This window comes from Saccharospirillaceae bacterium, from assembly GCA_022448365.1.
Classification (GTDB): Bacteria; Pseudomonadota; Gammaproteobacteria; order Pseudomonadales; family Oceanobacteraceae; genus Bacterioplanoides.
On the sequence record JAKVCS010000005.1, the window covers coordinates 15516 to 27171 of the forward strand.

The 11656-nt window shown below is 49.6% G+C and carries 10 protein-coding genes; 6 read left to right on the top strand and 4 right to left on the bottom strand.

Going from position 1 to position 11656, the window contains the following annotated elements; all coding sequences use genetic code 11:
• Window positions 1-34: 34 nt before the first annotated feature.
• Entirely contained in the window at window positions 35-709 is a 675-nt protein-coding gene (locus MK185_14025) for a type 1 glutamine amidotransferase domain-containing protein (protein ID MCH2041741.1), read from the top strand.
• A gap of 88 nt (window positions 710-797) precedes the next feature.
• On the opposite strand, the gene MK185_14030 is transcribed toward MK185_14025, so the two are convergent.
• The gene (locus MK185_14030; protein ID MCH2041742.1) at window positions 798-1283 is read right to left on the bottom strand and encodes a DM13 domain-containing protein; all 486 of its coding nucleotides are present in this window, start codon (window positions 1281-1283) and stop codon (window positions 798-800) included.
• A gap of 194 nt (window positions 1284-1477) precedes the next feature.
• On the opposite strand from MK185_14030, the gene MK185_14035 reads away from it, so the two are divergent.
• The 4 genes from MK185_14035 (at window position 1478) to MK185_14050 (ending at window position 6886) form a co-directional block, all read left to right on the top strand.
• Entirely contained in the window at window positions 1478-2410 is a 933-nt protein-coding gene (locus MK185_14035) for an AraC family transcriptional regulator (protein MCH2041743.1), read from the top strand.
• A 105-nt stretch (window positions 2411-2515) separates the two neighbouring features.
• The gene (locus MK185_14040) at window positions 2516-3772 is read left to right on the top strand and encodes an MFS transporter (protein MCH2041744.1); all 1257 of its coding nucleotides are present in this window, start codon (window positions 2516-2518) and stop codon (window positions 3770-3772) included.
• A gap of 1 nt (window position 3773) precedes the next feature.
• Entirely contained in the window at window positions 3774-5864 is a 2091-nt protein-coding gene (locus MK185_14045) for a TonB-dependent receptor (GenBank protein MCH2041745.1), read from the top strand.
• A gap of 5 nt (window positions 5865-5869) precedes the next feature.
• Window positions 5870-6886 carry a methyltransferase domain-containing protein gene (locus tag MK185_14050; GenBank protein ID MCH2041746.1) on the top strand — a complete coding sequence of 339 codons (1017 nt, stop codon included), beginning with the start codon at window positions 5870-5872 and terminating at the stop codon, window positions 6884-6886.
• Between the two features lie 64 nt (window positions 6887-6950).
• Here the strand turns inward: MK185_14050 and MK185_14055 are convergent, their stop codons facing one another.
• The 3 genes from MK185_14055 to ilvA form a co-directional block, all read right to left on the bottom strand.
• Window positions 6951-8204 (bottom strand): threonine/serine exporter family protein, encoded by a 1254-nt coding sequence (locus MK185_14055; protein ID MCH2041747.1) that lies wholly within the window; start codon window positions 8202-8204, stop codon window positions 6951-6953.
• Between the two features lie 133 nt (window positions 8205-8337).
• Window positions 8338-9093: a 1-acylglycerol-3-phosphate O-acyltransferase gene (locus MK185_14060; GenBank protein ID MCH2041748.1), complete on the bottom strand. Its 756-nt coding sequence runs from the start codon at window positions 9091-9093 to the stop codon at window positions 8338-8340.
• A gap of 206 nt (window positions 9094-9299) precedes the next feature.
• Entirely contained in the window at window positions 9300-10817 is a 1518-nt protein-coding gene (ilvA, locus tag MK185_14065; GenBank protein MCH2041749.1) for a threonine ammonia-lyase, biosynthetic, read from the bottom strand.
• Window positions 10818-10946: 129 nt separating this feature from the next.
• Between ilvA and rpiA the strand changes: the two genes are divergently transcribed.
• Window positions 10947-11618 carry a ribose-5-phosphate isomerase RpiA gene (rpiA, locus tag MK185_14070; protein MCH2041750.1) on the top strand — a complete coding sequence of 224 codons (672 nt, stop codon included), beginning with the start codon at window positions 10947-10949 and terminating at the stop codon, window positions 11616-11618.
• Window positions 11619-11656: the final 38 nt, after the last annotated feature.

Sequence of the window (11656 nt, forward strand, 5' to 3'; positions counted from 1 at the left end):
TCACTACCGTTAATGCATCAAAGAGGCACACGATATGAAAAAAGTTCTGATTCCCGTCACTAACCACGCCACGCTGGGCGATACCGATCAGGCTAACGGCACTTATTCGCCGGAGCTGACCCATGTTGTTGATTTGCTGAATAAAGCCAGTATCGATTACGACATCGTCTCTATTCTGGGCGGTAAAGCACCGATATACGGTACCGATATCGACAATGATCCGGTTAATGAACGGGTATTAGCCGATGACAACTTCAGCAACCGTATGAACAACACGATCCCGGTATCCCAGATCAATATTGATGATTACGCAGCCATCTTCTATCCGGGTGGCTTTGGTCTGTTATCTGATCTGGCAAACAACCAGCAAGTTGCCGACCTGGCCGCTTCACATTACGAGGCCGGTGGTATTCTGGCGGCAGTATGCCATGGCCCGGCCAGCCTGTTACCGATCACCTTATCGGATGGTGAAAAACTGTTAGCGGGCAAATCGGTCACAGGCTTCACCCGTGAAGAAGAGGTGGACTTTGGTACCATCAATGACATCCCGTTTCTGCTGGAGGAGGCGCTGGCACGCACAGCCGCCAGATACTCAAAGGTTCAGCCGTGGGGCGAGTTTGTTATCGAGGATGAACGCGTCATCACCGGTCAGAACCCGTCCAGTGCACACGCAGTTGGTGAAGCATTGGTGCGTTCGCTAAACGGCTGAATTCCGCGCGCGCCTGATACGTGAAACATCAGCAACAAAAAGCCTGCGATCAACGCAGGCTTTTTCATTGTGATCAGCCACTCGGTGGTCAGGGCTTAAACTGCGCGGCTGAAATAAACTGGCCAAATGTCTCACACCAGACAATGGCCGTGTTGTAGTTGTCCAGCGAGATATTTTTCTGCAACGGCAGGATAAAACGATCAAAAGTGTGCACATCACCCACCCGCACCATCTCTGATTTCAGGCGATTGAAATCGGCCTCGGTTTCAACAAACTGTGGCGACAAATACAATTTATAGTCTGGCCCTGGTGCCAGTTCACCCTCAAATGCAACAAATCCGTCACCGACACGTAATTTGCCTTCTCCCCAATGAAGAAAGTCACTGTCTTGCAGATCGCGCTGAAACTCACCGATAAATTCAGTGTGGGTAATTTTCTGCATCATCTCCAGATTATCCGGTGATTCCGGAGCAATCAGAATCGGCAATGCGTAAATTCCCAGCGCAAAACCAACGAAACCAATGCCGGCGTGACTGATCAATAACCCCAGACTCAGCAATATTTTATTTCGCATAACAGATCTCTTTTCTCATCAGTGTGAATATTGGTTTCATCAAAATGTTGCAACTATCGTGAATCAGACCGGTATAACCCGTCAACGTTCCTCAAACCGGCCTTAAAACCACGATTCATTCTGTCGGTTGACTGCGACTCTGGCAGAGGCGCTTTTGACGACATATGATAGTCATTCTCATTTAAGAGGCAGACATGAGAATGTCCGGTAACGATTCCAGCATCTTGTTAGAACCCGAGTTTTTTCTCGCGCAACGCCGCAACCCCGGCTGGCAGCAGCAATCTCTGCGTCAGCTTGAGGGCAACAATCACTTTGTTCACGCGACCATCAGCCCGGATATTCACATCACACAAAGCCACTGTTCGCTGCATCAGGACTATCATTGCGATATTCAGCATCCCAGCGCCACGACACTGATTTTTTATGGCGAACAGGGTATCAGCCACTTTCAGATCGAAGGTCATAACCAGTATCACACCGTACGCGCGGGTGATTTGTGGCTACTGAACCTGCAACACAGTCAGCTAAAACGTGTAACACCGAAAGGCCAGGACTGTCGTCTGCGGGTGGTTAAATACAACAGTCAACGAATCGATCAGGCGCTAACCGATCTCGCCCCTCATCATGCGGGTATCCGTGCAGTGCGCCTGGCACGCCAGATTGCCCCTCCCGCTTGCTTTCAGCGACTGAGTCAGAGCCCATTATTGTCCGCCACTGAACGTTTATTGGCTGAAGCGTTTACGCTGGAATTATTGGCCAGTTACCTCGACACCTTACTGCCCGAGACACATGTTTCATCACATCCGGGCCTGAGTCCTGAGCTGAAAAAAGCTCAGGAAATACTTACCGCCGATCTCACCAGTCCACCGGGCTTGCAGCAGTTAGCGCAACAGCTGGGGATGAGCCATGCTCGCCTCAACCGAGAATTCCGTAAACATTACGGTCAAACTGCGTTTAACTGGTTGCGCCAATACCGCTTGCAGCAAGCCTGTCATCGATTGCGGTGCCAGCAGCAGGATATTACCGATATCGCCTTGCAACTGGGTTACGCCAATGCCAGTCACTTTGCTACCAGCTTCCGCAAGGCTTTTGGCTGTACCCCACAGCAATACCGTCAGCGTCAGTAAAACCCAGAACCAGCCGTTCATTATTTGTTATTGCCCTGTTCATCAGATGAAAGCGGTGTTTTTGTAGCCTGCTTACCATAACCGCTTTGTTATGGAGGCCGTTGTATGTCAGCCGAAAGCTACCCGATGAATAACCCACCGCACGTTGCTGTAAAGCAAGCACTGTCATCAAAGTTTTTGCTGTTTTTTGCCCTGTTTGCCAACGCTTGTGGCCATACATTTTTCCTGATCAGTTTCCCCCTGACCGCGCGTTATCTCGGTTACAGCGACCAACAGGCCGGTATGATACTTGGGCTATCAGCACTGGTGATTACCCTGGCTACTCCCATCTGGGGCCAGCTGTGTGAGCGCTTTGGACGCCGTCGTATCTTGTTATCAGGCCTGACTCTGGCGTGTCTGACTTTAATTGCGTTAGCTACCAGTGTTATCAGTGCCTGGCTGGCATTACTGGCTGCCAGCAGCGCTTTTACTCTGATTTTTGTCCTGCGGCTTGTGACCTCATTGGCGTCCGGTGCCCTGATGCCCGCCGCCCAGGCATATATTGCTGATACCACCAGCCGCGAACAACGCACGCGCGGCATGGCGCATATGGCAGCGGCTTTTGGTGGCGGCAGCATTGTGGGTGGCACCGTCGCCAGCATCAGTGGTCTCGATCATCTTTGGCTGGGTTACGTTTTCGCCACGGTTTTATTACTGCTGGCAACACTGATTTGCTGGCAACGTCTGCCTGACAGCCAACCAGCAACAATAAGCACACCGATCAGGCAACCATCCAGTCGACACCTCCTGCGCTACTGGCTGACGACGCTGCTTGGCCTCAGCTGTTACAGCCTGATGCAACAAACCACCGGTTTGCGCCTGCAGGACAGTTTTGCTTTTACCACAGATCAGGCATTACGCAGCGGCAGTGCCGCCATCAGTGCCGCCATGCTATTGATGGTAATCACCCAGGCCTGGCTGGTCGCCCGCTTACCATGGTCGCCAGAGAACAAACTGCGTGCGGGGGCCGCCGCCTGCTTGATTTGTGCGCTGCTGGCGTTATTGCCCTCATTGGTCAGTTTTATCAGCGCCATTGTGTTATTCGGCCTCGCTTTGGGTTTGTTATTGCCCGCTAATCTGAGTCTGATGAGTCTTAATAGCCGCTGCGATCAACAAGCCAGAAATGCCGGTATCAACGGTGTTTTTCAAGGTTTAGGGCTGGCATCCGGACCGTTACTGGGTAGCCAGCTACAACCGTTATCTGCACACGCCCCCTGGCTGGCACTCCTTGTAATAACAGCCCTGTTATTGCTGCTCAGCCGGTCTGCCCGTGTTGCCACCTCACCGGATTTTTCCACTCCTACGAAGCAAGCAGGAAACTGATATGCCATCGAAACCGTTACAGCCAATACCATTGGCGTTCTTTGCCAGTGTGGTACTGGGCAGCACGCCAATAATCGCCGACACTGAGACAAATGTGACTGACGCGCAACTGGATACCGTCAGCGTCAGCCCACGTTATTGGCAGGAAAACAACCAAACGACCCCTTTCGTGGTCAGCAGCCAATTGCACAACCCTCAGGACAGCAGCATCTGGTCGGATCTCGACGCGCTTGATGGGCAGTTTGCCAATGTACGACTGGAAAACTCTTCGGTACAACAACGCTTGGTTATTCGCGGAAATAGTGCCGTTAACACCGGCTTGCAAGACCCGGTTGCCGTTATCGTTGATGGCGTCGCTCTGCCACTGGGAATGAATCAGCTACCAGCGCTCTTTAACTTCTCACAACTGCAGTTACTAAAAGGCCCTCAGGGAAGTTTATACGGCCGTAACAGTGAAGCCGGGGCGTTAATCCTGAGCAGTCCGGTGTTATCCGATTCGCTGCGCGGTTGGGCAAATCTCTCAACCATTCAAATCGACGGACACACTCAACAAACCCGACATAAAACGAGCGTTGGCGCTTCATCAAAACTGACAGCGAACAGCCGCCTCGGACTTGCTGCATTGATTGAGCAAGGCGGATCAGGTTATTACAACGAATTCAATAACAGCGAAAAAGGCGGTGATATTGATCAGAAATCACTGGCAGCCAGTGCCGATGTCGATGTTAGTCAGGAGACTCAGATACGGCTGCGCAGCCGGATTGATCGCAGTGACAACGGCATGGCCAGAATGCGTTATGACACGGGTATGTTTAAAACCAATGCCTACCAAACTAATTACAATCGAGATGCCGATGATCAGCAAGATACCGATCTCCACTCACTGGTGATAACGCAACAATTCACCCGCGGCACATTAACCGCTATCAGTGGTTATAACCGCTATCAGCGCAACTTTATCATGGATCTGGACGCGGCCACTTTACCAACCCCGGCATCGCAACTGGACCAGAACAATCGCAACCTGTCGCAAGAAGTTCGCTGGAATTCCACATCGGATACCAACCAACCGCGCTGGTTAGCCGGCCTGTATCTGTTTGATGAGAATAGCGATATTAACTTAATCAGCGGTGTACCAAGTAATAACCGGACAACCGATATACAACAAAGCGGCCACGCGCTATTCGCTGATGTTGAACTTCCGCTGGACCAGGCATTAACCATTAATATGGGTGGTCGTGTTGAACAGTTAAAGCAATCGGGTAAACAAACCCGCCGGATATTGCAGGGACCCGCGCAGCTCACCAGTCAGTACCGTGATAGCGATAACACAAGCGAGTTTCTGCCAAGACTGGGATTGTCTTACCAATGGCATGATCACCTGTTATTCAGCAATCTCAGCCAGGGATATTTGCCCGGTGGCTATAATTATAATCAGGCCAGCAATCCGCAAAATTTCAGTTACAAACCGGAATATTCCGATCATTTCGAAACGGGTTTTAAAAGTCAGTGGCAACCCCAAACGAACAGTATCATCAGCGTTTTCTATACGCGCGGACGTGACAAACAAATTGCTGAATTACAGCCCGGTGGTGTACAGAGAATTAATAATGCCGCAAAAACTCTGGCCTATGGCATCGAATTCAGTTTACGTCACCGGTTTATAAATGGTTGGAAGGTATCAGGAGAGTTAGGCCTGCAAAAAACCAAGGCCGTCAAATACGATGCGGTGCTGTTCAGCAACAATCAACTGAAAAATATCGATTTATCGGGCCAGCAACTTCCCTATGCTGCACCTTTCAGTGCGGCACTGGAGCTGCAGTATGATAATGGTTCAGGCTGGTTCAGTCGCAGTCAGATACAGGCCAGTGGGGGAATTTATTTTGACAGTGCCAACACTGTGAGGCAGAAAGCGTATCAAATACTGAATAGCGAAATTGGTTATGAATTTCATCATTTTCGATTATCTTTGGCAGCGCGAAATCTGTTTAATCAACATTACCTGACACGTGCTTTAATCACTCCGAATGGTCGTCTGGTAGAAGATGGTCAGGCTCGGGAAGTCAGTATTAATCTAAGTGCTTTCTGGTAAATTCCATGATCTATTCAGAAGTCATAGCAGATAAAAATTTCGCTAACAGCCAGCAACTGAGTCGCATGTTAAATGCGCCAGTTGCGTGGCAGCTACTGGAGCTGGCGTTGCAACAAAATCTGTTTGATCTGTTATTACAGCCCTCCTCTGTAATGCAGATTGCGCAGCACTATCAATTCTATCTCGAAGCCACTGAGTTATGGTTAAATGCTCTGACCAGCCTAGGGCTGTTACACAAGGAGAACCAGCAGTATTGTCTGACAAATGACTTTCTGCCGCTGCTCAACAGTCAGGCTGAAAATTACATCGGTCAACACTTATTACAAATGGCCGCATTACGACATACATCGCCTGAACAACTGAAAGCACTGATGCGCGGTAAAGCTGTTAAACAATCCATGAGTATGGACAGTCCGGAATTCTGGCAAAATAGCCTGGAAAGGCTGCGTAGCTACCACAATATAATGGCACCCCAGCAGTTACGACTTTTGCAGCAATTACCACAATGGCGAAACATAAATAACGTACTGGATGTGGGGGCAGGTTCCGATGTATTCGCTCGTCTGATCTGCCAACGCTGGCCACAGAAAAACGTCGTCGTTTCCGATTTATCCGGCTGCATTCAAGCAATCAAACAGCAATCAGACAATATACCCGACAATATCCGGTTACGATCCGGAGATTATAATCGCTTTGACATCAAGGAGAAATTTGATCTGATCTGGTGCTCTATGAATTTTTATTACGCCAATGATCTGCCAACCTTATTGCAGCAATTCTCTGAATGCCTGAACCCCGGAGGTTTATTAATCAGTATCCATGAAGGACTAAGCAACGAACGTTGTCAGCCCAGCGAGCATATTATTGGTCGATTTATTCCGGCATTAAAAGGTAACAACCGATCGTTTAACCATGGTGAAATTCGCAGCGCTATGCAGCAAGCCGGATTTTCGATGCTACCTCAACACATAATGATGTCGCTATATGGTCCACTGGTAGTGGATATTGGTTCTATAAGATAGCCGCAGCGACCGTAACAAAAAACGGAAACCGTTGGTATTTAATCATCGTTGGTTATTCTAAAAATTACAGTGTTCGCCTGGGTGGCATCAATACATTGGAGAAAATCAGTCCGGCAATCAGCGACATAAAAATTAAAAACACCTGGGAGCCAATCGCAACCTGATTCAGCATCATTTCACCGGAGATCATTGCGTTTAACCCAATGTAGGCTTTGCTACCCGGTACCAGAATCACAATGCCCTGCAGTAATGCAATCGAAGCCGGCGCTTTCATCCAGCGAGCATACAGGTTGGCATATACGCCAACGGCCAGCGCTCCAAAAAAGATACCAATGGAACTGGTAAAATACACCATCGCCAGCTCGGCACAGGAATAGGCAATCACTCCGGCTAATATTCCCCAGAATGCGTCCTTTAATCGTGCCCGGAAAATAAATACCAGACAGATGGATAGAATAGGGACTGCCAGCCAGTGTTCAATTTCAGGCACTGAGGGTGGCACAACATAGGCAACGTCACCAAACATCGTCCGTCCGAGGGTCATCCCTAATACCGCGCCAAAATACAGCTTAAACAGCAGCATCATGGCATCCATCACTCGCGCTGTACCAGAGAGCAGATCGCGCGCCGCCAATTCTGCCAGACCAATTGTCAGCGCCAGTCCCGGAATAAAGATAATGATGCCAGACAAAATCACCACCGGTATATTGATGCCGGGATCAAATACCGAAATAGCACAAGCCCCCAGAGCACACACGATGGCCGATAATGGCTCGAGCATTTCGGCCATGCGACGGGAACGTTCAGAAATAAATACCAGCCAGTAAACGATAAAACCGAACAGTCCAGACCAGATAACATCATTCCAGCTGGTCTCCATCAACATGGCGAAAGCGGCGGCCGCAGCGGTAAATGAGCCACAAGTCAGTAGTACACCATAAGGATTCGGCCGAGATTCGATATCGGTCAGACGCTCAATCGCCTCCTGCAGGTTACGCTCACCAGAAGTCAGTTCATCCACCAGCTCATCGCAACGAGCCAGAGATCCCAGATCCAGCTCTCCGGGAGTCACCCGAGCAATATGGGTGTATTCCTGAGAGTGAACACCGGTTGACGCAGCCCCATCCGGTTCGCCATCGTGATTCAGTACAAAGGTCATCGAAGTGGGAGACACCAGAAAATAACCTTCCAGACCGAGTTTGCCAGAAACGTTCTGCAGGTGCGCCTCTAACCGATAGGCCGGCGTGCCGAACTTATGCAATGCCTTACCCAGCCGGATAATAAATTCTCGTTTATTTAAAAACTCATCGGCACTCAACGTGTATTTACCTTTAATTGTGTGTAATCAATTTAACGGGATAGATCGAATGATCTCGGCCAGCTTATGTCAGCAACAAACAAAAAAGCCAGGAACAACTCCTGGCTTTTGGTTTTCCGGGGTTGTTTCAGCGTCAGGAGTGGTACCAGACCTTGGATTCATCAGATTGGTTTCGACGCACCGCCAGTTCGATATCCATCTCTTCAATGGCATCGGCCACCATATTGTGGCACCTCTCAGCCAACGCTTTGGCGTCATCGGCACCCAGACCATCGGTGGGAATCGGATCGAGGAATTTAACCATTGCGGTGCCGGCATGCAGACACGTCAGATCAATGTTTTTATCCGATGACGAGTAAATAATGGGCACAATCGGTAAGCCCGCTTCAATCGCCAATGCAAAAGCACCGGATTTAAAGGGCAACAAACCACGTCCGCGACTGCGTGTTCCTTCTGGAAAAATATACACCGAACATTGCTTGCGATTTACATTATCGGCCACAGTGGCCATGGTTTCCCAGGCCTGAGCGCGATTTTTTTTATTGATGTAAATATTACCGGCTAACCAGAATAATAAACCAAAGACCGGTACATACTTCAGTGTGCTTTTTCCTAAAATCGCCACTCTGGCCGGGATCATCTCAGTGTAAACGAACACATCCTGATTATTCTGGTGATTGGAGATATAAACCGCCTGCCCCCCCTGAACCGGGTTATTGTTCACCGGCTCCAGACGAATACCCAACAGGTATCTGCCCCACCCCAGGATACGGGCACAGTCACGGGTATTATTCCGATGAAAAGGGCGAACCAAACAAACAACCAGACCCATAAAACAGGCCACTAAAAAATAGCCGGTTAACAGAACAGCACGAATATAAAACAGCATAGGATTCTTCTCATTATTATTTTTCAGAATCCATTCCGGTTACAACACCCCGCAATTATTCGGTGGTGAGTGGATTGGCGCAAGTTTTTCTGGCCAGCACCGTTATTCCGTTAACAAAATCAGCCGAACAGAAGCCCAAAAAAAGCAGAAAAGCCAGGAAGCAACCTGTCTTTTCTGTCAGAGCATCACCACTGAAACAACGGTAATCAGCGCAGGAACAATTGATAGGCTTCGTTATCGGTTTCATCCCAAAAGCGATAGCCTAATTCATTCAGATAGCCTTCCAGTTGATGCACTTTATCTTCCGGCACCTGTAAGCCCACCAGCACCCGGCCAAAAGCGGCACCATGATTGCGGTAATGAAATAACGAGATGTTAAAACGCTTACCCAGCTTACGCAGGAAGTTGAGCAATGCGCCCGGACGCTCGGGAAATTCAAAACGATACACACGTTCGTCATTTACCGTATCAGGAGCATGACCCCCCACCATATGACGGATATGGTATTTGGCAATCTCATTGTCGGTAATATCCATCACCGGATAACCTTTTGACTGCAATTCGGTCAGCAACTCGCCACGGGCATTGCCCTCTGCCCCCACTTTGACACCGACGTAAATACGGGCCTTGTCGTCGTCACCATATCGATAGTTAAACTCGGTAATGGGGCGTTTTCCCAACAAGTTACAGAATTGTTGGAAACTGCCAGCTTGCTCAGGAATCGTAACGGCCAGAATGACTTCACGGCCTTCACCAATTTCGGCAACCTCTGAGATATAACGCAGGCGATCAAAATTAACGTTTGCACCACTCATGATGGCAACGAAGCTCTGTTCTTCACAGCCCTCTTGCTCTACGTATTTCTTCATGCCCGCCACCGCAAGCGCACCAGCAGGCTCACAGACCGCACGGGTATCGTCGAAGGTATCTTTAATCGCAGCGCAGATTTCATCCGGCGTGACCGTAATGCAGTCGTCGATATGGTCTTTACACACTTCCCAGGTATTCTCACCAATCTGCGCCACCGCAACGCCATCAGCAAAGATACCAACCTGATCCAGAATCACACGTTCACCCGCCGCCATGGCAGCCGCCAAACAGGCTGACTCGGTACTCTCCACCGAAATCACCTTAATATCCGGACGCAGCGCTTTCACATACGCAGCAACACCAGCCGCCAGGCCACCACCACCAACCGGAACAAAAATGGCATCGACCGGGTGGCGCATCTGACGCAGTATCTCCATACCAATTGTTCCCTGACCAGCAATGGTCTCAGGGTCATCGTAAGGATGTATGTAGGTCATGCCTTTTTCTTCGACCAGCTTCTGAGAATAGGCATAGGCATCATCGAAGGCATCACCGTGTAATACCACCTTGGCACCGCGTGCTTTTACCGACTGCACCTTAATTTCCGGTGTTGTACGCGGCATCACAATGGTTGCTTTGATACCCAACTCTTTGGCTGCCAGTGCCAATCCCTGAGCGTGATTGCCCGCAGAAGCAGCCACAACACCCGCGGCTTTTTCTACGTCACTGAGGCGCACAACTTTGTTGTAAGCCCCGCGGATTTTGAACGAATACACCGGTTGCTCATCTTCCCGCTTCAGCCAAATCTGATTGCCTAAACGCTCACTGAGAAAAGGCGCATAATCCAGCCCGGATTCAATAGCGATGTCATAGACGCGGGCGCTGAGTATTTTCTTCAGATAATCGTTGAGCAGTGTATTCGACATGAGATGGCCGTTTTACAGATTTTTTAGTTACTTTCGCAGTTCATGGGGCGCATTGTACCCCATCAACGCATATAATTCCCCGAAACCAACCCCGTTATTAGCCAAGAGCAAGACTAAATGAACCAGGACGAATTAAAACGCGCCGTCGGCGAAGCTGCCGCAGAATACATTCTGCCCAAACTGGAAAAAGACAGCATCGTTGGTGTTGGCACCGGCTCCACTGCCAACTGCTTTATTGACGCCCTGGCCAAGTACAAACACGAATTCGAGGCAGCGGTCGCCAGTTCAGAGGCATCTGCCCAACGCCTGAAAGACCATGGCATTGATGTATACGACCTGAATCAGGTTGCCAGCTTTGATTTCTACATCGATGGTGCCGATGAAATTAATCACAATCTGGAAATGATCAAAGGTGGCGGCGCGGCGCTGACGCGCGAAAAGATTGTTGCAGCCGTTGCCAAAGAATTTATCTGTGTTGCCGACGAAAGCAAACAAGTCGAAACCATGGGAGAATTTCCGCTGCCGGTTGAAGTGATTCCGATGGCACGCTCTTATGTTGCCCGCGAACTGGTGAAACTTGGCGGTGACCCGGTATACCGCACGGGCGTTGTCACGGATAACGGCAACCATATTCTGGATGTTCACAATCTGCGTATTGCATCACCGATGGCGATGGAGGAAAGAATCAACCAGATCACCGGTGTTGTTACCAACGGGTTGTTTGCTTTGCGCCCGGCAAATGTTGTGCTGCTGGGCACTCAGGACGGCGTTAAAACCCTCAAAAAATAACCGTCTGCCTGAACATCATTTTACCATCAGCAGGGAGT

Excerpts from the sequence above, each read along its gene's own strand:
- MK185_14025 (MCH2041741.1), top strand. The coding sequence starts at position 35 with ATGAAAAAAGTTCTGATTCCCGTCACTAACCACGCCACGCTGGGCGAT.
- MK185_14030 (MCH2041742.1), bottom strand. The coding sequence starts at position 1,283 with ATGCGAAATAAAATATTGCTGAGTCTGGGGTTATTGATCAGTCACGCC.
- MK185_14035 (MCH2041743.1), top strand. The coding sequence starts at position 1,478 with ATGAGAATGTCCGGTAACGATTCCAGCATCTTGTTAGAACCCGAGTTT.
- MK185_14040 (MCH2041744.1), top strand. The coding sequence starts at position 2,516 with ATGTCAGCCGAAAGCTACCCGATGAATAACCCACCGCACGTTGCTGTA.
- MK185_14045 (MCH2041745.1), top strand. The coding sequence starts at position 3,774 with ATGCCATCGAAACCGTTACAGCCAATACCATTGGCGTTCTTTGCCAGT.
- MK185_14050 (MCH2041746.1), top strand. The coding sequence starts at position 5,870 with ATGATCTATTCAGAAGTCATAGCAGATAAAAATTTCGCTAACAGCCAG.
- MK185_14060 (MCH2041748.1), bottom strand. The coding sequence starts at position 9,093 with ATGCTGTTTTATATTCGTGCTGTTCTGTTAACCGGCTATTTTTTAGTG.
- rpiA (MCH2041750.1), top strand. The coding sequence starts at position 10,947 with ATGAACCAGGACGAATTAAAACGCGCCGTCGGCGAAGCTGCCGCAGAA.